The organism is Flavobacterium defluvii (assembly GCF_900129555.1).
In the GTDB taxonomy this organism is placed as follows: Bacteria; Bacteroidota; Bacteroidia; order Flavobacteriales; family Flavobacteriaceae; genus Flavobacterium; species Flavobacterium defluvii.
Genome location: NZ_FQWC01000014.1, coordinates 50,981 through 75,732, shown reverse-complemented (window position 1 = coordinate 75,732; position 24,752 = coordinate 50,981). Strand labels below are relative to the sequence as shown.

The 24,752-nt window shown below is 31.6% G+C and carries 25 protein-coding genes; 22 read left to right on the top strand and 3 right to left on the bottom strand.

Features of this window, described 5'->3' with window-relative positions:
- The 6 genes from BUC29_RS20815 to BUC29_RS20790 form a co-directional block, all read left to right on the top strand.
- Positions 1–852, top strand: an 852-nt coding sequence (locus BUC29_RS20815; protein WP_139260586.1) for an RHS repeat-associated core domain-containing protein, incomplete at its 5' end; no start/stop codon positions are given.
- A 13-nt stretch (positions 853–865) separates the two neighbouring features.
- Positions 866–1,345, top strand: coding sequence for a hypothetical protein (locus tag BUC29_RS20810; RefSeq protein ID WP_073418471.1), 480 nt, complete (start codon positions 866–868; stop codon positions 1,343–1,345).
- A gap of 87 nt (positions 1,346–1,432) precedes the next feature.
- Positions 1,433–2,218 (top strand): RHS repeat-associated core domain-containing protein, encoded by a 786-nt coding sequence (locus BUC29_RS20805; RefSeq protein WP_073418469.1) that lies wholly within the window; start codon positions 1,433–1,435, stop codon positions 2,216–2,218.
- 3 nt (positions 2,219–2,221) lie between these two features.
- A complete protein-coding gene (locus BUC29_RS20800; RefSeq protein ID WP_139260583.1) occupies positions 2,222–2,821 on the top strand; it encodes a hypothetical protein in 600 nt (199 codons plus the stop codon).
- Between the two features lie 113 nt (positions 2,822–2,934).
- The gene (locus BUC29_RS20795; protein WP_139260580.1) at positions 2,935–3,306 is read left to right on the top strand and encodes a hypothetical protein; all 372 of its coding nucleotides are present in this window, start codon (positions 2,935–2,937) and stop codon (positions 3,304–3,306) included.
- Positions 3,307–3,319: 13 nt separating this feature from the next.
- Positions 3,320–3,742 carry a hypothetical protein gene (locus BUC29_RS20790; protein WP_073418463.1) on the top strand — a complete coding sequence of 141 codons (423 nt, stop codon included), beginning with the start codon at positions 3,320–3,322 and terminating at the stop codon, positions 3,740–3,742.
- Between the two features lie 273 nt (positions 3,743–4,015).
- On the opposite strand, the gene BUC29_RS20785 is transcribed toward BUC29_RS20790, so the two are convergent.
- Together BUC29_RS20785 and BUC29_RS21655 are read right to left on the bottom strand one after the other, a co-directional pair.
- Complete coding sequence (locus tag BUC29_RS20785) at positions 4,016–4,939, bottom strand: hypothetical protein (protein ID WP_084538698.1); 924 nt, start codon at positions 4,937–4,939, stop codon at positions 4,016–4,018.
- A 2-nt stretch (positions 4,940–4,941) separates the two neighbouring features.
- On the bottom strand, positions 4,942–5,928 hold the full coding sequence (locus BUC29_RS21655) for a hypothetical protein (RefSeq protein WP_073418461.1): 987 nt from the start codon (positions 5,926–5,928) through the stop codon (positions 4,942–4,944).
- A 303-nt stretch (positions 5,929–6,231) separates the two neighbouring features.
- On the opposite strand from BUC29_RS21655, the gene BUC29_RS20775 reads away from it, so the two are divergent.
- The 16 genes from BUC29_RS20775 to BUC29_RS20700 all read left to right on the top strand — a co-directional run bounded on the left by BUC29_RS20775 (position 6,232) and on the right by BUC29_RS20700 (position 23,445).
- The gene (locus BUC29_RS20775) at positions 6,232–6,960 is read left to right on the top strand and encodes a hypothetical protein (RefSeq protein WP_073418459.1); all 729 of its coding nucleotides are present in this window, start codon (positions 6,232–6,234) and stop codon (positions 6,958–6,960) included.
- A gap of 52 nt (positions 6,961–7,012) precedes the next feature.
- Positions 7,013–7,945 carry a phage tail protein gene (locus BUC29_RS20770; protein ID WP_073418457.1) on the top strand — a complete coding sequence of 311 codons (933 nt, stop codon included), beginning with the start codon at positions 7,013–7,015 and terminating at the stop codon, positions 7,943–7,945.
- Between the two features lie 95 nt (positions 7,946–8,040).
- Positions 8,041–8,958, top strand: a complete 918-nt coding sequence (locus BUC29_RS20765; protein WP_073418455.1) for a tail fiber protein — start codon at positions 8,041–8,043, stop codon at positions 8,956–8,958.
- Between the two features lie 18 nt (positions 8,959–8,976).
- Positions 8,977–9,951, top strand: a complete 975-nt coding sequence (locus BUC29_RS20760) for a tail fiber protein (RefSeq protein WP_073418453.1) — start codon at positions 8,977–8,979, stop codon at positions 9,949–9,951.
- 1 nt (position 9,952) lies between these two features.
- Positions 9,953–11,167, top strand: coding sequence for a hypothetical protein (locus BUC29_RS21650; RefSeq protein ID WP_073418451.1), 1,215 nt, complete (start codon positions 9,953–9,955; stop codon positions 11,165–11,167).
- An 8-nt stretch (positions 11,168–11,175) separates the two neighbouring features.
- Complete coding sequence (locus tag BUC29_RS20750; protein WP_073418449.1) at positions 11,176–11,661, top strand: hypothetical protein; 486 nt, start codon at positions 11,176–11,178, stop codon at positions 11,659–11,661.
- Entirely contained in the window at positions 11,658–12,941 is a 1,284-nt protein-coding gene (locus BUC29_RS20745) for a hypothetical protein (protein WP_073418447.1), read from the top strand. The genes BUC29_RS20750 and BUC29_RS20745 overlap by 4 nt, the downstream gene beginning before the upstream one ends.
- Positions 12,929–13,267 carry a hypothetical protein gene (locus tag BUC29_RS20740; protein WP_073418445.1) on the top strand — a complete coding sequence of 113 codons (339 nt, stop codon included), beginning with the start codon at positions 12,929–12,931 and terminating at the stop codon, positions 13,265–13,267. The genes BUC29_RS20745 and BUC29_RS20740 overlap by 13 nt, the downstream gene beginning before the upstream one ends.
- Positions 13,249–13,725, top strand: a complete 477-nt coding sequence (locus BUC29_RS20735) for a PulJ/GspJ family protein (protein ID WP_073418443.1) — start codon at positions 13,249–13,251, stop codon at positions 13,723–13,725. Before BUC29_RS20740 ends, BUC29_RS20735 begins: the two co-directional genes overlap by 19 nt.
- On the top strand, positions 13,715–14,851 hold the full coding sequence (locus tag BUC29_RS20730) for a type II secretion system F family protein (RefSeq protein WP_073418441.1): 1,137 nt from the start codon (positions 13,715–13,717) through the stop codon (positions 14,849–14,851). Before BUC29_RS20735 ends, BUC29_RS20730 begins: the two co-directional genes overlap by 11 nt.
- 152 nt (positions 14,852–15,003) lie before the next feature.
- On the top strand, positions 15,004–17,628 hold the full coding sequence (locus BUC29_RS20725; protein ID WP_073418439.1) for a hypothetical protein: 2,625 nt from the start codon (positions 15,004–15,006) through the stop codon (positions 17,626–17,628).
- Between the two features lie 174 nt (positions 17,629–17,802).
- The gene (locus BUC29_RS20720; protein ID WP_073418436.1) at positions 17,803–18,426 is read left to right on the top strand and encodes an RHS repeat domain-containing protein; all 624 of its coding nucleotides are present in this window, start codon (positions 17,803–17,805) and stop codon (positions 18,424–18,426) included.
- Positions 18,427–18,433: 7 nt separating this feature from the next.
- Positions 18,434–21,940 (top strand): DUF6443 domain-containing protein, encoded by a 3,507-nt coding sequence (locus tag BUC29_RS21750; RefSeq protein WP_073418434.1) that lies wholly within the window; start codon positions 18,434–18,436, stop codon positions 21,938–21,940.
- Entirely contained in the window at positions 21,912–22,310 is a 399-nt protein-coding gene (locus BUC29_RS20710) for a YbbC/YhhH family protein (protein WP_084538697.1), read from the top strand. The genes BUC29_RS21750 and BUC29_RS20710 overlap by 29 nt, the downstream gene beginning before the upstream one ends.
- Positions 22,311–22,865: 555 nt before the next feature.
- Positions 22,866–23,045, top strand: a complete 180-nt coding sequence (locus tag BUC29_RS20705) for a hypothetical protein (protein ID WP_073418431.1) — start codon at positions 22,866–22,868, stop codon at positions 23,043–23,045.
- Between the two features lie 4 nt (positions 23,046–23,049).
- Positions 23,050–23,445 carry a hypothetical protein gene (locus tag BUC29_RS20700; RefSeq protein ID WP_073418429.1) on the top strand — a complete coding sequence of 132 codons (396 nt, stop codon included), beginning with the start codon at positions 23,050–23,052 and terminating at the stop codon, positions 23,443–23,445.
- 173 nt (positions 23,446–23,618) lie between these two features.
- On the opposite strand, the gene BUC29_RS20695 is transcribed toward BUC29_RS20700, so the two are convergent.
- Positions 23,619–24,512, bottom strand: a complete 894-nt coding sequence (locus BUC29_RS20695; protein ID WP_244160859.1) for a M20/M25/M40 family metallo-hydrolase — start codon at positions 24,510–24,512, stop codon at positions 23,619–23,621.
- Between the last annotated feature and the right edge of the window lie 240 nt (positions 24,513–24,752).

Here is a 24,752-nt window from a genome sequence, read left to right as displayed (position 1 = left end):
GCCATACAGGATGAAAACAGCTATTATCCTTTTGGGTTAAAACACATTGGATACGGGGCTCCCGTTATTAACTCCAATTACAAGTATAAGTACAATGGCAAAGAGCTTCAAGATGAGTTAGGACTTAACTTTTACGACTATGGAGCGCGTAATTATGATCCGGCTATAGGTCTCTGGATGAATGTTGATCCAAAAGCAGATAAGTATTACAACATCAGTCCTTACACTTATGTTGCGAATAATCCTATAATGTTTATTGATCCTAATGGTAAAGAAATTTTCATTCCGAATATTGTGGGAAAAAACCCTAACGGAAGTGAAAATGCAAGACAAAGATCAACGATTTTAACTAATTTACAAAAGTTAACTAATTCAAAACTAGAATTAACACAAACCCGAGGAGGATTTCTTGTGAGGGAAGTCAAGGGAGAAAAGACAAATGAGAGTAAAAAATTATCTGAGGGAACAAGTCTTATTACTGGACTAATTGGAGCAGATGAAAAAGTAACAATCAAATTAGGAGGAGAGAATCGTGCTGATAGATTAAAAAATGGAGATACATCTGTTAGTTTTAACCCTGATGCAAAAGGAGAAAATATTAGTAATGCAGACGGAACAAAAGGACGCCCAGCAGAGATAGGATTGGCACATGAATTAATTCATGCTGATGAAAATGCGAAAACTGATGGAGCTTATGACAAAACGCCTGTCACAATAATAAATCCAGACGGGGCATACCCAGGAAACAAGGTTAATGTTCAACAGGATGAAATAAATGTTAGGGAAAGGGAAAACAAAATTAGAGAAGAGCAAGGAGTTACTCCTAGAACAAAACCTAAAATCGTTAATTAAAATTTGTAAAATTATGAAGCTTAAATTAATAATATTTTTTGTGTTTATTTCTTTTATATCCTGCTCTGAACAAAAGAAAGTCGTCACAAGTAATAAAATTGCTATTATTAATAGTTCTGAAAACATTAGTTGGATTACCAAGAAATCATATAAATCATGGAATCCTAATCAATCAGAATTAATTCTAATTGATTCTGTATTAGAAAAAGCTATTAATGAGAGACGCTTTTTATTTCTTAAAAAACAATCTCTCTTGGAACTAAAAGAAAGATATATGCAATATTTATGTTATATTAATGATGATGGGGACAAGATAGTTTATATAAACTCATTTTGTGATATACCAACAATCTATAAAAATGGTAAAGAAGAATTATTAGATTGGCAAAATGAAATGATTGATATTGCTGATGGAGGTTCATGCTATTGGAATATGAAAATCAATATTTCAACACAATCATATTTTGAATTAATGATTAATAGTGAATCTTAATTCTTTTTTCCTCCCCTTGCTGGTGCGAGCATCTTGCTCGTACAGACAAAGAACTTTGATAAAGATTATAAAGCAAAACCTCGCCAAATGGCGGGGTTTTCCCCTGCGCTTGGAAGATGGATGAATATTGACCCACTAGCTGAGCAATATAGAAAATGGTCTCCATATAATTATTGCGTTGATAATCCTATTAGATTCATAGACCCAGATGGAATGAGCGTAAATGGAGATATTTTTAATCTAAAAGGAACTAAAATCGGAAGCGATAATATCGACGATAAAAAAGTTTATTTAAAGTATACAAATAGTGATAAGCAATTAACAATGAAGCAATCTGTTTCAGAAATTAAAAGTGCTGAAAATAATCCTTTTAGTTTAACCCAAAAAGTTGATATTACAAGTGATGAACTTAATTTGAGAGCATCGCTTTCAACTTTGAAACAAACGGAAGCAGGAAGTGCAAATGCACCATTAGATTATAATAGTTGGAATATGGGTGACAATTTTACAGAAAAATCATTTTCGGAAAAACCGAGCGATTATTCTAAACATCCTGGTATGAATACTGAAGGTGGTGGTGGTTCTGCCGCTGGAGCTTATCAAGCTTTGGAAAGATTTTATAAGGGAAGTGATTTTAGTCCTAAAAGTCAGGATGCTTCTGCGGTTAATAATATGACATCATCTAGTTTTGCAGCAGCAAAATCTGGAAGTGGAGCAGACTTTAAAGCAACTACTGAAGGCAGATGGACTTCACTGAAACATTTTACAGCAGAAGGAGTTCAACAGTTGATAAACAAATATAGAGCACAAGAGTTGAAAGGAAGTTCAACTATAGCAACTCCAGTAGAAGAACTAATAAAAACAAGACGTTAAAATATGTTAAGCCAAATTTTAAAAGCAAGTGTAGTTTTATTACTGATGAGCATTGCCTGCAAGCAAGACAAAACTATTAGTAAAAGTGTCTCTCATAATAAAGAAAAAGCACAGAAGTCGAAAGATAAAATTATAAGCAGTTTGAATAATAAAGATTTTTCTTTAAATATTGAAACATATTTTTCCAAAGATACTTTAAATGTTGTGGACTATAAAGAGGATATATATAGTAGTCCAATAATAATATTTCAGAAATTATCTTTTTACAACAAAAACAAATTAATTAAGACTCATCAATTGCCTCTTAAAAACGTTAACAAGAAGACAATTACAGACAAGGTTATAAGTGCAACAGGAACACCAATTTATAAAGCGTGCCTTTCCAAAAAATCAAATCAAGATTTTTATATAGTTAATGGTTCTGATTACTGTAATGGTTCCGATTGTCCTGAATTCATTGGTATTTATTTAATGAACGGAGATATTATTTATGAGGGTTTTTCTAACGAAAAAAAGAAGCACATATTAAAAAATATCATAGTTAAAAACAGTATTGATTTGAATAAGTTAACTAATTGTATAGATATTGATATTTTTAAGTAATTTCGGTAGTGTTTCCCCCGCTACCTCAAGAAACAGATGGTGTCACCATTACTAACCAACCTTCATTAGCTTCGAATTCAGGTGATTATAATGTAGTAAAATGGAATCCAAATATGGGACTAGAGACAACAAGTGGAAATATTTTATCACCAGCAACTTTATTAGACCATGAAGGAGACCATGCAGGTAAATATGCAGCTGAAGGAAAAGTTAATATGAATCTTAGACTTGGAAAAGAAGATGCTAATTATGATAATAAAGAAGAGAAAAGAGTTATCACTGGCTCTGAACAAAGAACAGCTAGGGCTAATGGAGAAGTTGCATCTCCTGAAGTTACTAGAAATAATCACCAAGGGTTACCAGTCATCACAAACTCTCCTACATCAACTAAAGTTAATGCATCTAAAACCGTACAATTTAATCAGAAGATGGCTAACCAAGGAATATTCTATACCCCATCTTTTGAGAAATATAAAAAGAAATAAAACGATATAACATATGAAAAGCATATTTTTAGCAATTATTATATTTTCAGTCCTAAATTGTAATGTAAAAAATGAAACTTCAAAAGCTGGTAATCAATATTTAGAATTTTTTTACTTCAAAGACAATAAACTTTTTCCTTTTAGACTTAATTGTAAATCTATACGAAGTGAAATGTTTAGAGATGACATAAAATATAAGAGGATAGAAGATGTTAAGTACATTGAAAGATTCACAAAAGAATATGAAAACCTAAAAACTGAAGAAAAGCAAAGTGAAATAGATGTGCGTATGCAAATAATTTTTCATAATGGTAAAATCACAGATACGATTTGCATGGGAAGTTATTTCGGTATCAAGATTAATGGAGTAAAAAAAAAGGATTCCAAATCTTTCTTAAATTTAATTCAAGAAAAAATGTATGAATCTGAAAAATAGATGAAGGATGGCGAGTTTGAAAAAAGCTAATTAAAATAACCTTCTGTACATTCTAAACAAAAAGCCACTTCTATTACGGAGTGGCTTCTTTATTATATGTTCAAAATTGGTAGTGTTTCAAAGTTAGTGATATGAGATTTTGAAATTCTAACGCTGGCGCGAGCATCTTGCTCATGAACGCAAAGAAAGGTATCTAAAATATGTTCTATAAAAAAATGCACGAAATGAAAAACATTCGTGCATTTTAAGTTTTAAAAGTATTCTTTTAAAAATCTATTTCTTTTCTAGAGCTTTTATCTTTTTACTTAACAACTTATTCTCCTCAATAAGTTTCTCATTATTAATTTGAAGTACATTTACTTTCTTATTCACATCAATCATATAGAGAGTAAGTTCTTCAATTTTTTGCAAAAGTTTCGCATTTATTTCGCCTAGATTAATTCCATTCTTAACAGCTTCTTCCTCACTTGGAATATTTTCTAGATGACCTTTTTCAGCTATATGTTTTTCAACTTCTTCCAGTGTTGGTAATTTATATTCTTTTTTAAATACAAAATCAGGCCAATTTATTAGATCAACTTTTACCTCTTTAGAATGTATGGTTCCATTTACAGCCAAAGCACTATCCGGTGTATTTGTACCAATACCAACCCTATCCTGCATGATACTCATGTAATGACGAGTTCCTGGAAAGGCAATTGTTTCTAAAGGACTGATTGTCGTATTATTTTTAAGTAAATCAAGGTTAGCGGTACTTATTACCATAACACCTTCAATTTTAATCATCAATGTGTTACCAGTGCCTACCAAATGATAAATAGGGATACTATTTGTATCATGATTAAAATCTCCTATAAACCATTGATTTGCAACAGCTCCAAATGCTGCAGGAATTTCAGTTGCTTGATTAAAATAACCGCCCACATTATGACCTATCTGATATCTTTTAGTAAGCTTTCCTGTGGATATTTGATTATTATATGCTGAAGTAATCGTAACTTCAAACCATCCCCATAATGGAACATTCGGGAATTGAATATTCACAGCCTGATTTGCAATTCCATTAGGAAATAATGGAGAAGGAAGAGTAATTTCAAAATTGTTTACCGTTTGAGAATAAGATGAAAAATAAAAAAATAATGTAAAAATTATGCCTGAAAATTTAAGATTTATTTTTCTCTTTTTTTGTTTTTGCATTTTTATTTGGTTTTTAGTTTTTTAATTTCATTTTGTAATTCCTCAATTTGAAGAGAGATAATATTGTTATTTACATTTTGCTTTTTTAAAAAATCAATTTCTTTATTCTGTTTAATAATATATAAGGTTAATTCTTCAATTTTTTGCAAAAGTTTCGCATTCATTTCTCCTAAATAAATCCCATTCTTAACAGCTTCTTCCTCACTTGGAATATTTTCTAAATGACCTTTTTCAGCTATATGTTTTTCCACTTCTTCTAATGTTGGTAATTGGTATTCTTTTTTAAATACATAATCTGGCCAATTTAGCAAATCAACTTTTACTTCTTTAGAATGTATGGTTCCATTTACATCAAGTTTGTTCGCTGGATTTGTGATCCCAATACCAACATTACCTAAATTATAAGCTAGATTAGAACCATTACTTTGCCAATTAGTATTTATTTGCGATAAAAGTCCCGCAAAAGGAACTGTAGCTTCAGGGTGAATAAAGAATAATTCTGAGAGACCTACCACTCCATTCGGTCCATTATAAAATGTAAATTTCAACTTTGTGTAAGTTCCACCAACTGGTACTTTTAATGAGAAATTAGTACCTCCATAATCAACTGCAGAGTAGTCTGCAATTACTCTCCATGTATTGGCTGAATTGTAGGTATCATAACCTTCGATCTTAAATCTTGTTGCAGGTAAAGATCGGGTTGTCCAACCAATCCATGCACCTGCTTGTGTGTGGTATCCTGGAAGTCCTTCTATAAGAATAACTACCGGGTTTTCCGGTGTAACTCCTGCAATATGATTTGGATACATAATTCCATCAAATAACAATGGTAGGTTTGCGGTTGGTCCTTGTTGAGTTACAGTATAACGTGTAGTTGAATTAAATAAAATATTATGCTCCCATCCTACTGGGGTCAAATTGGTTGAAAATGTCTGAGAGTTTATAATTTGACACATTAAAAATGCTAATACAAGTAATAATTTTTTCATATTTAGTTTTATTTTAAGAATGATCAAATATAGATTATTGTTTAATAATTGAAAAATATAAAAATTATTAAATTAGTAAGAAATTTACATTACTTTAGTGTTGGATTTCAAATTAAGAAACTAATAAAAATAATTTCTCTGGAGAGAGCTGCAAATGAAAAAAATTAAAAATAAAAGATTCATTTTTAACAATCTATTATTTGTATTTTATTAGATTTGTTAAAAAAATAATAAAGAAAAATAAGGATTGAAAATCATATTTCTTTATCTGGAAAATCATGTTTTTATTTTAAAAGAAATCTTATGTTAAAAAAAATTGTTGTTTTGATAATCTTAATTTGTAGTGCTTGTCAGACAACTAAAATCAAAAATGATAATTATAAATTTTCATCATCGGTAGTTGAATTAGGAAGCATTGGAAACTCAAAATTATCATACAATCTAAACACATTTGAACCAAAAGGACTGCCAAAACTAGAAAATAATATTCGGGTTGAAATTGGTGTTGTTCCATATAACAAAAAACTCAATAAAATTTACAAGTCTAAAGCGAAATACAACCAAAATCAAACAAAAGTAGCTTTTATAGATAGTTTACCTATTAAACCAGAACTTGTAACTATAAAAATTCTGGATATTGCCGGACTTATTCAGGAAATCAATTCTGACTATAATGCAAATATCTTAAAGCTTTTAACAGATACACAAAACTTACAATTAGTTTCAAGTCTTGCCGTAAGTCTTCCCGCTGAAGAAATTGCGAAAATAAGACAATCAGATGCTTTTTATTTGACTAATAATCAATACAAAAAATATACAATAGCCTTATTTAAGTCAGGAAAGAAAACAGATAACATTGACATAAATCCTGAAACTATTGTAGCTTATCAAATAAGTTCTTTCTGCTGGGTAAAATCAATTAAAGGAACTTGGAATGTTGCTGATATAGTAAACGAAAACAATAGTTGTTCTGGCATTACTAAACGTAAAATAAACGAAAAGAAAAACAACAAAGATCTGTTTGATATGTAGCTATATTTTTAGCATTGAATCAAACAATATATAAAGCCCATTTTTCAATACTATGTTTAAATTTTTATCTAAATATTTTCCAACTTTATTACTTTTAACTTTTATTTCTTGTGAAGAAATAGTAATGGTTGATGACATTTCTAAAAAAGAAGTAGTCTTAACTGCTCCAGCAAACAATGCCGCTTTATCATCATCAGGAGTAACATTTTCATGGGAAACCGTTGAAAGTGCCGACAAATACCAGCTCCAGATTGCTATCCCAAATTTTGAAAACCCACAGCAAATTATTGTTGACACTTTAGTTACAAAAAACTCTTATACTCAACAGTTAAATATTGGTAAGTATGAATGGAGAGTTAGAGCAGTTAATAGTGCATATGAAACTGCTTATTTCAAAAGAAATTTTGAAATTTTGAGCAATGATGATTTTCAAAACAATATTGTTATTTTACTAACTCCAAATAATAATTTAATTACTAAAACAGCTTTACAAAAACTGTCATGGAATTCTATAATTGGGGCAGCGAGCTATCAGCTTCAAATTTTTGATGAGAGCAGCACTTTAGTAAAAGAACAAAATTCAGAGGTAACTCTTCTTAATTTTACTTTTGAAGATGGAAAATATACGTGGAAAGTAAGAGCCAGCAATGGAACCGCACAGACACTTTATACTTCGCGATCGATTTTAATTGATACTAAAACACCCAATACTCCCACATTATCTAGTCCCATAAATGCTAGTACTACAACGAATAAAAGCATAAATTTTCAATGGAACAGAACTCCTATTTCAGGAAGTACTGAAAAAGACAGTATATATGTTTATACAGAAAGTGCTTTAACCAACTTAAACTTTAAAGATCAAGGGACCAGCCCTTATAATAAAACCCTGACAGCCGGAACATATTATTGGTTTGTGAGATCATTTGATGAAGCTGGAAATCAAAGTTCCAGAAGTACAGTTTTTAATTTTACTATAAATTAAAATTTATAAAATTCTTATACTTTCAATATAACTCAAAAACAACAATTGTTTTCTATCACAATAGAAATTTAAAAAATCAACGAAAAATAGAAGAAATGAGCAAAAGATTAAAATTTATTTATTTAATAATATTGTGTTTACCATTATATATAAATGCACAAGTAACAACAACACCTTTAGCTGGTAATTACAAAATTATTGATATTGGTGGAAATGGTGGAGGCGATTATACACGAAATTTAATTTTGCTCCATGAAATGTACGATGGTACATTATTGAATATGAATAATGCCGTAGGTACGATTACAGCTTTTAGAGGTGCTGCAACAGCAGGTAATAGAATAAATGTACTTGAAATAAACTCATCTTCGTCTTACAATAGTACTACTGCATCCGTAAAGTCTGTCGATAATATGAGTTATTGGACTCTCAAAACATGCACATATAATGGGAAAAAATATTTAGCCGTGGATGTTCCTTATTCAAATGCTTACCACAATTGGGGCTTTAAATTTTGTGGCTGGACAACTTCTACTGGCGAAAATATGAAATCTGTTGCTTACCAAATAAACGGAGCTTCAGTAAATACAGATGTACTTTCAAATATTCAAGATTTTGTACCAAACCTAACTGAAACCCATCTTGTTAGTAACTTCTTAGTAATGGGTAATGTTGGCATTGGCACAACAGCTCCCGATGAAAAACTAACCGTAAAAGGAAAAATTCATACACAAGAAGTGAAAGTTGATTTATTAGGAGCATTAGTTCCTGATTATGTCTTTGAGAATGATTATCAACTTAAAACTTTAGAAGAAGTAGAAAAATATATTAAAGAAAACAAGCATTTACCAGAAATTCCTTCGGCTCAGGAAATTGAAAAAAATGGTTTGATGCTTGCTGAAATGAATATGGCATTATTAAAAAAAATGGAAGAAATGACATTATATATGATTGAACAAAATAAAAAAATTGAAGTATTGGAAAAGAAAATTGAATCAATTACAAGAAAATAAACTAACCAAAGATACAATATGAAAAAATTACTTATTCTTATAGCATTATTTGTTTTTTGTCAATCAAAAAATTTTGCTAAATCATTAGAATTACATAACTCCTTTTCTAATAACATTTATCTTGCGGAATATGAAACTAGTGTTACATTTCCTGCGGGATTTGTAGTTGGAGATTATATAGAATTTTTAAAAGTAAGTCCAAAATCATTAGCAGGCGGATATTATGAAATTTCAATTGCATACACACGAGGTAATATTGCTGCAGCCGCTACTCATGTTGCTGCTATATCACATGCCAATCCAGCCTTATGGCGCGAAACGGGCCGTATAAATAATAATCCCTATGTTGGTACATCTACAAATTTTACGATAGATTGTAATACAGAAGCCGCAAATCCAAGATTTAGAATACGAGCAATTAATACTTATGGAGTAACTACAGATAATCTTACTGTTTACATTAAGGTAACAGCAGTAAATTTAAATAATTCTTTTACTGCTTTAAATATTACTGGAAATGATACAACTGTAACAAAATATCTACCAATGACATCAGACTGGGATCTGTATGTAGGGAATTCTTTTTCTTCAAATGGTGCCACACTTGCTATGAAAGCTACACAAAATGGAAACATTGGTATAGGCACCTCTATTCCCGATGAAAAACTAACCGTAAAAGGAAAAATTCATACACAAGAAGTGAAAGTTGATTTATTAGGAGCCTTAGTTCCAGATTATGTCTTTGAAAACGATTATCAACTAAAAACTTTAGAAGAAGTTGAAAAATATATTAAAGAAAATAAACATTTACCCGAAATCCCTTCTGCTCAAGAAATTGAAAAAAATGGCTTAATGCTCGCTGAAATGAATATGAATCTACTCAAAAAAATAGAAGAAATGACCCTTTATATGATTGAGATGAAAAAGGAAAATGAGAAACAAAACGAAGAAATAAAAAAACTTAAAAATATAATAACATCTACAACAAAATAATATGAAATTTTATCTAACTCTAATAACATTATTTTTTTTCGGATTTATTTCTTCTGCACAGCAAATTGGTGATGGTTATGCTCCGGCAACGATTTCAGATTTTTCTGCTCCTCTTAAATCTGGTATTTATAATGGCTTAAATACTAGCACAATTGGGATGGCTCCAGATAATAGTAATGTCTGGCAGCATTTATTTGCTGCCAGACATATAAGTACAACAAACAATTATCAACTTCAAATTGCTTCTTCTTTTACTGTAAATGATCGTTTATTTTTTAGAAAAATTATAGCCAGTGATTTATCTTCTTCAAATTCGAACTGGGTAGAGTTAGCCACAAGAACCACAAATACTTTTAGTGGAAATCAAATTGTAAATGGAACTATCGGAATTGGTGTAACCTCATCTATTTCTCCTTTAGATCTTGTAAGTAATTCCTCTGCACAGGGAATAGTTATAAGAAAAAGAACCGCTAATGATTATGGTAATATATTATTTTATGATAATGCTGGTTCAACAGGTTTAGGAGGAATTGGAATAGCAACAGCAAATAGAATTAGAATAATGAATGGAGGTGTTGGTGATTCATTTGAAAGATTCACAATAACATCAGCTGGACTTATCGGTATTAACTCGACATCACCATTAAACACATTTGAAGTAAAAGTACCATCAAGTACAGGAACATCAAGCGTAGATGGTATTTCAATACATGATGGAGGTACTTATAGATTAGGTATCAATATTGGTATAAATACTGCAGGTGAATATTCATTCTTGCAAGCCATAAAGGGAGGTATTGGTCAGAGGAATATTATAATGAATCCTACTGGTGGAAATGTTGGAATTGGAATTACAAACCCTACAAACAAATTGGACGTTAATGGAACAATTCATTCTAAAGAAGTAAAAGTAGACTTAACTGGCTGGTCTGATTTTGTTTTCAAAAAAGATTACGATTTACCAACTCTTCAAGAAGTCGAAAAACACATCAATGAAAAAGGCCATTTAGAAAATATCCCAAGTGAGGAAGAGGTTCTTAAAAATGGAATTAATCTTGGAGAAATGAATTCTAAATTGCTGCAAAAGATTGAAGAATTGACTTTGTATTCTATTCAGCAAAATAAAAAAATTGAAGAGCAGGCAAAAGAAATTGAAACATTAAAAGCTTTAGCTTTGCGAATTGAAAAAATCGAAAAAGAATTAAGTCAAAAATAGACTTATAAATGAAAAACAAAAAGAACATATATATACTCTTACCACTCGTTTTATTCGTTTGGGGCGCTGTTTTGTTTCAGGTATTTTCCTTTACAAATGCTGATGAAATAATTCCTGAAAGCAATCCTGAATTCGGTATTAAACCTTTAAAAATTAATAAAAGAGAATCCTTTTCAATTAATATAAATTATAGGGATCCTTTTTTAGGAAAGATGTACAATCCGGAAACTGTTTTACATCCAAAAACAATTTCTGCTAAAACTGTAAAAGTTATTAAAAAGGCCGAACCACTGGTTTGGCCCAATATTATTTACAAAGGTTTGATTTCTGATACAAAAGGTAAAAGCAAAATTTTTATGCTCATTATTGATGGTAAGAACTATTATATGAAAGTTGGTGATACAGAAAATGAAATTTTCTTAAAAGATGGTGATAAAGAATCTGTATACGTTAAGTATAAAGGAAACCTTAATCTTATAATGCTTCAGGATTGAAATTAAAACTTAAATCCGGTGCTTTACAGTTTACGGTTTTTATTGCTGTACTAATTGCTCTGCTTTTGGCTGGTCTGGTTTTATATGCCTATACTTTTATTTATATGAAAGAGCAGTCAAAAGGTGCGATTGAAAACATCCAAATCTCCGATAACGGCATCCAATACTTATTAGAACAAAAAGAATTAAATACTGATACAACTAAAATTGATTTTCTGCAAAAGGAAAATCAAATGATAAAAACCCATTTATCACAATGGGGAGTATTTCAAAAAGGAATTGTGACAACTCAATTCCGTAAAAAGAAATTTATCAAAACCGCCATAATAGGATCACTTATTATAGCAGACAAGTCTCCTACTCTATTTTTGCAAGAAACACACAATGCTTTGACAGTTGTAGGAAGCACCAAAATTAAAGGGATAGCCTATTTACCAACGCAAGGTGTAAACTCCGGTTATATTGCTGGAAACAGCTATTACGGCACACAATTAATTTATGGACAGATTGAAAAAAGTACTTCTGAGCTTCCAAAACCTGAAAAAAATTTCCTTGATGCTGTGAATTTTTATCTTAAGGATTATAAAATAGAAAATCAGACCGATTTTATTAATTTAAATTCTGCAGCAAGAATTACAAACTCATTTAAAGAAAAAACAAAAGGTTTCTATTCTCAAAATGCAATTACATTAGAAAATAAGACCATTTCAGGAAATATTATTATTAAATCAGAAACAGCTATTAAAATTCGGAAAACAGCTTTATTAAATGACATAATTCTAATTGCCCCTATCATTGAAGTTGAAGATGAAACGATTGGTAATTTTCAAGCTATTGCTTCTAAAAAAATTATTCTAGGCAAAAAATGCAATTTCAGCTATCCATCTGCTTTACTTTTATTTCAGGACAATAAAAATAGCGTTACTGATAATACTACTTCAAATACCTTATCAGAAAATCAAATTTTTGTAGGTGAAGGGAGCATTTTTAGAGGATGTGTAACTTATATCCAGACAAAAGAAACATCTGACTTTCAAACACAAATTGTATTAGAAAAAGATTCCAGAATTAAAGGACAAGTTTATTGTAATGGCAATCTTGAAATAAAAGGAAAAGTTTCAGGTTCTGTTTATACCAAACAATTTGTGGCCAATCAGGCTGGGTCTATTTTTATGAACCATATCTATAATGCAACTATAGAAAACGAAACTGTTCCGGAAATATATGGAGGTATCATTTTAGAGCAAGAACCCAAAACTGTTTTGAAATGGTTGTATTAAAAAAAATAAAATCGGCAACATTAGTAGAGGCTATTGTAGCCACAGTTTTAGTCGTAATTATATTCATTGTAGCAAGTTTGATATTGAATAATTTAGTTTTCAATACTTTTTCTAAAAACACACATGGAATTGAAACTAGAATAAACGAACTGGAATACGAAGTTCAAAATAAAGTCATAAAATTACCCTATCAGGAAAATTATAAAGATTGGAATATTAATATTGAATTGGAACCTTCTTCGAAAAGAATGTTCACAATCTCTGCAGTAAATAGTATTTCTAAAGAAGTTACAAAACAACAAGTTGTATGGCAGCAAGAAAATTAAAATCATTCACATTATCAGAAATGATAGTCGTTATGATTATAACTGCTATTGTGGTTGGTATGGCATTTAGTGTTTTACGAATTGTGCAGAAACAAATTAATACTATTCAAACCAATTTTGAAAAAACAAGTACTTTATCTTTATTCGAACAAAAACTGTGGCAGGATTTTAATGAACCGCACACAATTATATATGACAGTCGCAAACAGTTATTAATTATGATTTCAGAAATTGATACAGTAACCTATTCATTTCAGGAAAGGTTCAGTATGCGAAATCTTGACACGATCAAACTCAAAATTATTCCGAACAAAGCATTTTTCAAAGGCAAAGAAATAAGTAATGGACAAATAGATGCTTTGTCTATATTTGCTGAAACAGAATTACCGGATTACCAGATTTTTGTTTCGAAAAAAAATGACGTAACCTTTTTTATGAATCAGGAAGATGGCTTTTAAAATAGAAAACGCACCCAATAAAAAAGCTGTTCAGTCTCAAAACTCAAACAGCATTGAAAGTCTCTTAAAAAAAGAAATCACACTTTTTGGTGACAGTTTTAATAATAAAAAGAAACAGGCATTTTATCTTGAACTTGCAGTTCTCTTAAAAGCCGGTGTTAGCTTTAAAGAAGGATTATCTCTGATTATTGAGTCATTAAAGAAAAATGCTGATAAAGATTTAATCCAGACAATACTAAATGATGTTGTAAACGGAAAGCCTTTTTCTGAAGCTTTATTAAAATCAAAATCATTTACAGAATACGAATATTACTCTATTCAAATTGGTGAAGAAACCGGAACAACTGCTCAGGTTTGCGAAGAACTCGGCCGTTTTTTTGAACGTAAAAACGAACAGAAAAGAATTATCGTAGCCGCACTCACCTATCCTTCAATTGTATTGAGTACAGCTGTTCTTGTTGTGATTTTTATGTTGAGTTATGTGGTGCCTATGTTTCAGGATATTTTCAAGCAAAACAATATGGAACTTCCTTTTTTGACACAGTTAATTGTAAAATTATCCATCTGGACAAAAACATACGGGCTTTACTTTTTTCTCGCAATAATCGTTTTAATTTTTTCAACTCAGTTTTTTAAAGAAAATCACAAATACACAAAAGCATTACATTATTTTTTAGTCAAAATTCCAGTTTTAGGGCCTTTTATGACAAAAGTATATTTGGCACAATTTACTCAAGCTGTAACGCTGCTTACCACTGCAAAAGTTCCTTTATTAAACAGTATTCAAATGGTCAAAAAAATGATTCGTTTTGTACCGCTTCAGGAAGCTTTAGAGCAAGTTGAAAACAGTATCCTAAAAGGAAATAGTTTGAGCTCCAGTTTGAAAAATACTCCACTTTTCGACAACCGAATTATATCCCTCGTAAAAGTAGCTGAAGAAACCAATCAAACTGAATATGTTTTCAAACAACTAAGTGAACAATACAATCAAGAAGTCGTGCAGCAATCTAAAGTTATGACTACTGTTCTTGAACCTTTTATTATTCTTTTTGTTGGAGTTTTAGTTGCTGTTTTATTGGTTGGTATGTATTTACCAATGTTTCAGCTTAGTAGTGCTATTGGGTAATTACCAGCTTACATATACATATCAACAATAAAGCTTTTTTTGTTAAACATTTATTAAAGCTTCACCCTCAATTTTAACAAAATTTAATCTAAACTTGTATTTTCTTACAAAAGCATTACAAGCATTTAACATTTCTAATATTTACGCCAAATATGTCTAAAACAACCTTTTTAAAATTACTGCTAATCGCATTTATTCTTCCAAATGCAATTCTCTCCCAAACTAACAAAGATCTTCCTAATTATTTCCCTGTAAGCCCTAATGCAGCTTCATTTGCTAAAGAAGGTTTGTTTCCTGTGGATTATTCAACAGGAAAAATCAATATTAGTATTCCGCTTTATACTATTAAAACTAAAGAATTAACCGTACCTATTAATATGAACTATAATAGTACAGGAATTCAATTAGATGAACTTGCTTCTTGGGTAGGTTTAGGATGGAATTTAAACTCGGGAGGGGCCGTTGTCAGAAATGTAAAAGGTATTCCTGATACTGGTTATGGAGTTCCTGATATAAATAATGCTGCATTTACACAAGCAAATTATAATTTTTTGTATTCACAGTATAATCCATATAGAGTAAATCCTGTTGATACTGCATATGATGAATTTATAATAAATGCTCCTGGCCTATCTGGAACTTTTTATTTTGTAAATAATAAACCTGTATTTAAAGATCTTCAAAATACAGTAGTAAAAACATCTTCATTTAATAATCAGTTGCTAACTAACACACAGACATTAGAAATAACTAAAGCAGATGGAACAATTTACAGATTTGGGCAATCTTTAGATGGTTACAATGCTAATGAAACTGTTCACAACACATCAGACATTTACAAACCAGATTATGTTTCTTCATGGTTTTTAACTGAAATTATCCCACCTAATAGCAAAAGTTCAAATGATATAATTTCATTCAAATATAAATCACTTGCAAGTGTTTATGATTATCAAATAGTGACTGGTGAACAGTTAATTGACAATGCGATTGCCCCTAATAAGACAGCTACCCTAAAATCTATTTTCCCAGATAAAACAAACTCAAGCAGACAATTTTTAACATCAATAAATTTTAACAACGGAATTGTCGAATTTAACTCTAACCAAAACAGGTTAGATTTAATAGACGATTATAAATTAGATAAGATAAGTATTTATAATCTTAAAGGTATTACAAAAACTTTAATTAATGAATATAGTTTTGTTTATGACTATTATAACCGAGCGGGAGGATTTAGAACAACATCAGATCCAAATGATGGGATAAGTAATCCAAATTCTTATAATTCTACAAAAAATATTAGCAGTCGTGATAAATCTTTAAAACTCACACAAATTATAAACAATACGCTAAATGTAAAACATTTGTTTGAATATGAAGGGACAACGCTTCCATCAAGAGGAACAACCAAAAAAGATTTTTGGGGTTATATAAATGCTAATACAGGTAATTTATCTCCACCTACAAGATTAGATCGTATATCAGGTGATATACGAAACAATTATTATACAACAGTTGGAAATGGTGATCGAACTGCCAATGAGACTTTAATGAAGTCTGGGATATTACAAAAAATAATATATCCAGAAGGTGGTTATTCAATTTTTGAATATGAAGCTAATAGATATATTGAAAATGTAACAACTCCCACTATTTTAAATAAAACCTCAACAGTAGTAGTTTACGGTACTGGTTGTAATTCTAATTATGGTCCCAGCTCAACAAGTAAAGTATTTACTCCTGTTAATTATGTTTTAGGAAGCGGAAAATTAAATATTTCATTCTCTGCTGCTACGCAAGAATCTGGAGCTGGTAACACAAATGTTAAATATGATAGTGAGTATTTTGGAAGACCAGCGCCCCTAACTATGGGAGGATCATACACATATGTTCGAGAGTTTAACAACTCAAGTCATACTTTATCTGCGACAGAATACAGATCAGGAAATATTGGCGCTTATGGATGCCCATTCACTTCTATTACAGCAAGCTGGCAGGAAAACTCAGGAAGCACAACTACACCTACAGTAAAACTAACCGGGGGATTAAGAATAAAATCTATTAAATCTTATGATGGAAAGAATAGTAATCCTGTTGCTATAAAGCAATACTTATATGAAAACGAAAACCCATTAGTTAAAGAAGGTAATGGCTGTTATGTAAGAGGTACTTTCCAAACCACAACTTCCGATGATATATTACCAGTTTTTTCAAGTTCATCAATCTTTGATAACAATACTGGAGGTTCTCCATCCATAACCTATGGAAAAGTTACAGAATTTGATGTGGATGCTATAACCGCAAGTAATAATGGTAAAACAGAATATTTTTATGAAAATATTCCTTTATCTCGTTTATTCGATTTTAGTGCAGGAAGTCTACCAAAAGTTTTTCAATCGCCTCAATATAGAATAGAGACTGGAGGAAATAATCAGCCATTTGAAACTACATTAATGTATTTATCATTTACTTTTTTCAAAAATGATATGTGGAACCAAGGATCATTATTAAAAACAAATATTTATAAAAATGGCACCTCACCAAATACATACAAGATAATTCGTAGTATTGTCAATCAATATATTATTTTAAAACAACAATCGTTAGCTTACAATGTTGTCTTTAGTAATTTTGCAGCGCCTGTTTTCCCTGAGGATTATCCAGATTCATTTGCCCTGCCATACAACCAAAATGCTGATTTTTGCTCAGGAATGTTTTATTATGCAGTTGGACAAACTTCACAAGGAAAAAAAGAAATTACGACCACAACATAAACAGAATACGATGATAATGAAAACCCAACTAACCAAAAAGTAACTACTTACAGCTACGAAAACCCGCTTCATTATCAGCTGACCAAAACTGAAACCGTAAACAGTAAAAATGAAACATTAAGAACCCAGTTAAGCTACCCTCAGGATTTACTTTCTACAGGACAGACTACAGAGATGCAAGGCTTAATAAACCTAAACAAAATTGATAAACCAATCAAAACTGAAACTTTTGTCAATAATGTACAGACATCAGAATCTATGACTAAATACGGGCAGACTACTGCTACCGGCAATCTGCTTTTACCTACTGAAATTCACTCTTCAAAAGGACTTGTTGAAACCTTCCCGTTTAATAATGCTAATCGTAAAATAAATTTTACGCTTTATGATACTGATGTTATCAACAGTGTTACATTAGGTAATGGAAATGTTCTGGAATATTCCCTTGAAAACGGCACACCTGTTTCAATTATCTGGGGATATAATAAATCACAGCCTATTGCCAAAATCGAAAATGCTAATTACAGCCAGGTTTCATCTTATGCTGCCAACCTGCAGAACCTTTCCAATACAGGAACTGAAGCTGACCTTATTACCGCTCTTAATGCTTTAAGAACAGCTCTGCCAAATGCGATGGTAACCACTTATACCTATCTGCCACTCGTTGGGGTAAGCACAATCACAGACCCTAAAGGAGACAAGATAACGTATACTTATGACAGTGCCGGAAGGCTGCAATTTGTAAAAGATGCACAAGGCAATTTGATTTCTGAAAACCAATACTACTATAAAAACTAATATCACGATGAAAAATATCCTAAAAAATATCTATATCAGCCTTTTATTGGTTTTTATATCATTTAAAGTCGCAACACAGATACCTGCTACTATAACAAAAAGCAATTATACAGTTACAGGTACTGAAACGCTTATTGCTACGCAGAGTATTACGCTACAGCCGACAACTTTAATACAATCAGGCAGTACATTTTTAGCAACAGTTAATGCAGATTCTTATATTCCGTTGAATTTTTCAAATGAAAATTATATTTTCACCAGAACATTTCAAACCCCAATGGCTAGTACCTCGGGAATTTCAAACAATAAAGATGTTATAGAATCTATTACTTATTTTGATGGACTGGGAAGACCTGTACAAAATATCGCCATAAAAGCTTCTCCAAGTAAACAGGATATTGTAACCCATATTGGTTATGACGGATTTGGAAGGCAGGATAAAAATTATCTTCCTTTCATGGCAGCGACAGGAACAATTGCTTCCTATAGAACCGGAGCTGATGCAAGTACTAACAGCTATTATGTTTCAAATTATCCTGCAGATATTAACAGTACGACTCCTAACCCATTTTCTCAAACAAAGTTTGAAGATTCTCCTTTAAACCGAGCTCTAATGCAGGGTGCACCGGGAAGTGCATGGGCTGTTAATTCTGGTCATGAAATAAAAACAGATTACACAGCAAATACAGCTGCCGATAATGTTAAGCTATTTACTGCAGTAACAACCTGGAATGCTTCTCAGGGAGTATACGATATAAGTTTAGGTAATAGTGCAGGAACTACTTATTATGGAGGCAGCCAGCTTTATAAAACAGTAATAAAAAATGAAAACTGGACTTCCGGAACTAATAATACCACTGAGGAATTTAAAGATAAAGAAGGCCGTACCATACTCAAAAAAACCTACGGAAACTCGATGGTAAATCTGGTTTTAACCAATACATCGCATGAAACCTATTATGTTTATGATATCTATGGTAATTTAACCTATGTTATTCCGCCAAAAGCCGATGGAGCAGTCACTGCAGCCGTCTTAAATGAATTATGTTATCAATATAAATATGATGATAAAAACAGATTGGTAGAGAAAAAACTTCCCGGTAAAGATTGGGAATATATTATTTACGATAAATTAGACAGGCCTATTTTGACACAAGATGCCAATCTAAGAATTGCCAATAAATGGCTGTTTACTAAATACGATGCTTTTAGCAGACCTGTTTATACGGGTGACTATGTAAATGCCACACAAGTAAGCAGAACTGCAGTTCAGGGACTTGCCAATGCAGCGGCAGCTGTATTCGAGAGTAAAGTTACAACGCCTTTGACTATTAATACAACTTCGGTAAATTATTCTAATAACGCTTTTCCAAATACAGGATTAGATTTGTTCACAATAACTTATTATGATGATTACAGCAGTATTGATCTGGATGGAGGAACTTCAGTTCAGTCTTACGGAATTACCCCTATTTCCAATGCAAAAGGATTAAATACCTGCTCTAAAATACGTGTTCTAGGCACCAGCAATTGGATTACCAATGTAAACTATTATGATGCAAAAGGAAGGCCTATTTACAACTACAGCAAAAATAATTACCTGACAGTTACAGCTACTGTTAAAACAAAACTTGATTTTACAGATAAACCTATAGAAACAACCAGTACACATCAAAAAGGAACAGACCCGCAGATTACATTAGTGGATGTTTTTGATTACGATCATGTCGGACGCTTATTGACACAAAAACAAACCATAAACAGCCAGGCACAGGAAGTTATCGCTGATAATGCCTATGATAATCTAGGACAGTTAATGACAAAAGGGGTTGGAGGTAAAATCTCACAGTCACGACTGCAGAGTATCGATTATACTTATAATGTGAGAGGCTGGCTGAAAGGTATCAATAATGTTACTACACTTGGAAGCAAACTGTTTGCTTTTCAAATTAACTACAATACACCAACTTCCGGAACACCATTGTTTAATGGAAATATCAGTCAGACTTTTTGGAAAACAGCCAATACTGACAGCAGCTTAAAAAATTATACCTATACCTATGACCAATTAAACCGATTGACTCAGGCTACAGACAACTCAACTCTTAACGCAGGAAGGTACAACGAAGGCTTAAGTTATGATAAAAACGGAAATATCATGAGTATCCTTAGATTAGGAAACACAAACGTTACAGCTACAACGTTTGGTACAATGGACAATCTGGCCTATACCTATGATACAGGAAACAAACTTACCAAAGTTGAAGATACCTCTGGCAGTACAGAAGGATTTAATAATGGAAGCAGTACAACTGTGGAGTATACTTATGATAATAACGGTAACATGAAGACCGATGCCAATAAAAAAATTACAGCCATAAGTTACAATCATTTAAACCTTCCTACCTCAGTAGTTATAAACGGAGGTACCATAAATTATGTATATGATGCTGAAGGCGTAAAACTGCGTAAAACTATAAGTACAGGAAGCAGTACCGATTATGCAGGAAGTTTTATATATGAAAACAATATTTTAAAGCAGTTCTCTCAGCCTGAAGGGTATATAGTTTACAATGCGGGAATTTATAGCTATATTTACCAGTACAAAGACCATTTAGGAAATATACGTTTAAGCTATCAGGACAAAGACAATAACGGCGTTGTAAACACCAGTGAAATTGTACAGGAAAACAATTACTATGCTTTTGGATTAATGCAGAAAGGATATAATGGTACCATTAATGGAACTGATAATAAGTATAAGTTCCAAGAGCAGGAGCGTCAGGACGAGCTGGGACTGAACTGGGACAGTTTTAAGTATAGAAACTACGATTATACGATTGGTAGATTTATGACTATTGACCCATTAACTGAAGATTATAATGATTGGGCACCATACGTCTTTAGCGGGAATCGTGTGATAGATTGTAGAGAATTAGAAGGTTTGGAGCCATATAAATTGTTTAATACGGAAGAAGAAGCCGCTTTAAACTGGGGAGAACAGTACAATGCTGCTTCGATAAAAAGCTCAAAAGAGTATGGTTCAACCATTGGTAAGAGTAAAGTTAAAGGAAAAACAAAATATTCGTATGGTCCACCTGAAATAAGTAAGTTAGGTTATCGAGTTACTCCAAGTCCTGCCCCAGCTGGTACTATTCCAACTGCGGATGTACATAGCCATGGTTCTTATGATGAAGATCATTACAATGACGATTTTTCTGTACCAGACAAAGCGGGAAATAGAAAAATGAAAATAAATGGTTATTTAACGGCACCCGATGGGACTTTACAGTTTTATTCACCAAAAACTGATCCTCTTGTGTTTGTAATTTATAAAGATTTACCATATGACCCTAAAGATCCGGGATCACCAAAACCGCTTCCTGCTCCAAACACACCAAAGCCAAAGCCAACGCCAACGCCAACGCCAAATCCAGCACCAAAACCAAAACCAAAACCAAAACCAAAACCAAAACCAAAACCAAATGGACGAACCGGATATGGGTTCTTATAAAAAAAATATTATGAAAAATAAAATTTATACATTGTTTATTTTAATTTTTCTTATGACTTCTTGTAATTCAGGGAGTAAAGAAAATAAAGGTGAAAAAAAATTTATAAGGGAGATAAAAACTAAGAAAAGTCCTTATTCATTTAAAAAAGATGTTGTTCCAAATGCAGAAACAGCGATTAAAATTGCAGAAGCAATTTGGCTTCCTATTTATGGAGAAAATATTTATGAAGAAAAACCGTATGTAGCTAAACTTAATGAAAATAATGTATGGGTTGTAATTGGTACAGTTCATTCAGTGAAAGGTGGTGCAGCTTACATCGAAATACAGAAACACGATGGGAAAATTTTACAAGTCTATCATGAAAAGTGAGGATTGGATGTAAAAATTAAAATGAAGACAAAGTTAAGGGTGGCATTTTGCATGGTAATGTTTCAACGTTAGTGATATTGAAATTTATATTTCTAACATGCTGGAATTGAATAATTATCAGTAAAAAATTGGATCGGTAATGTATCAGATGTGTTGGTGGTTAATTATTGCCTCTAACATTTACAGGAAATCAAATATTTATATTAATATATCATAAAATTAAGACAGCCTTCGGGCTGTTTTTTTCATTTTATAATGCTCCTGCTCTCCGAAGAATTCAACTGAAAAAGTTACCCTCGCTCTCCGAAGTGTTCAACTGAAAAGCTGCGCAAATGTCTCTGACTTTGCGCAATTTTTTTGTTCTTAGAAATTATAAGCGTGTCAAAGTCTTTGACTTTTTTGAATAAACTTATTAATGAGATTACGTTTAAGCTTATTTCTAAATTATTTTAAATTCAGAGACTTTGAGGAGTCTATGTTTTTTAAATATATTTGTTTGTAATAGCGCAAAGTCTGAGACATTTGCGCAGCGTGATTACTAGATAAAAGAACACTTTGAATAGCGGGGAAAGAGTTATTACTGGATCTGAATTAAGAACTGCAAGAGCTTTAGGTGAAATCAAGAAGAAAAATGGAATTACTAGAACTGATCATAAAGGTTTTAAAGTACCAACCAAAAGTTCTACATCAAATATCCCTGTAACCAAACCTTTATATATGCCTGCAAAAACATAAAGAAATGAATAAGTTATTTACATTAATAATATTAGTTTTCAGCGCTTTCGCCTGTAACAAAACAAAAGAAACAAGTATTAATAAAATAGTGATACACTCAGTAAATCTAAATATTGATACGGGTTCTGATGTTAGCTGTCAAGATTTCAACCTAACTTTTGGCAGTCATGTAAAAGATAAATCAATAGAAGACAAATCAATTTTGACAGAACTTGAAAATCTCTTAAAAAAGACAAAAAAAAGAAAAAAAAATAAGTATGTAGATGTAAGAAGAAAAATAGTTATCTATTATAAAGATAAAACAATAGACACTTTATGTGCTGGCAGATTTAATGTGTTAATTAATAATCAATTATTAGAAGAAAATACAAATCTCTCAAATTTTGTGCTTGATTTATAGAAATATGTTTTATTTTAACAAAAAAAAGAGACTTTAGGTCTCTTTTTTTTGTTATTTTTTTAGAAATCATATCTCATTCAACAACTTTCTCAAATAAGAATTTTTCTCTTTATCACCTTCTAACAAAAGCTCATATTTTTTTGTTTTCCTAAATTTGCAAAATGATTATTCCTTTAATCCCGCTTTATAAAAACCAACTCCTCATCATAATTCGCAATACTTACCAAAGCATTATAAATATACTTACTAACCAAAGCCCCTCCTTCAAAATTAATTAAATCAATGTCATCTTCGGGAGTATGATATTGCGGATGTCCGCCTGTGTGAAAACCAACGGCAGAAATTGAAGCTTTGTAAAAAGAAACATGATCAGATCCGCCAACATCTCCAGCAAATACAACCGGATTAAGTCCGCTGTTTTGGCCTAGTTTTTTCATGAGTTCGACTCCGTTTGGGAAAGTTCCTGCGCCGCCCATATAGATTTGTTTTTCGGCATTTAATCTTCCTACCATATCCATATTCAGCATTACTTTTATGGCTTCTTTTTTAACTGGTAAATGATTTATGAAATATTTCGAACCTAATAATCCTTCTTCTTCTCCACTGAAAGAAATAAAAATGATGCTTCTTTTAGGTTTTATTTTCAGTTTAGAAACTTCTTGTAAAATACACAACAAAGCCGAAACTCCGGATGCATTGTCATCGGCTCCGTTATGAATGGCAATTGTATCTTTCTTTTTACTTCCGGAACCGCTTCCGCCCCAGCCCCAATGATCGTAATGTGCGCCGATTACAATAAATTCATTTTTGAGTTTTTCGTCCGATCCTTCGATATATCCTACAACATTTTGGGTCGAAACGCTATCGGATTTTGCTTTGTTGATTCCTTCTTTTACAAATACTTTAAAAGACTGATAATAGTTGTTATTAAATTCCTTTAATCCATACTTTTTGAAATATTTTTTGATGTACGAAGCTGCATCGTTATTTCCTTTTGTTCCCACAAACCGACCTTCTAATTTATCTGAAGAAAGATATTTATCGTGTTTGTAAAACGTCTCTGCCATAGTATTCTTTTGAGCATTTGAAATAATACTCATAAAAAAGAAGCAAAAAACAATATTCAATTTCATAGTTATTAATCTAAAAAATGGCACGCGGATGACACGGATTCACTTCGTGAAAACGCTGATTAGAACGGATTTTATATTATAGCTTTTATAAAGAGATCTGTGTTTATCCGCGACTTTGCGAAGCAAATCCGTGTCATCTGTGTGCCATAAAAGTTTATTACAATTCAAAAATCT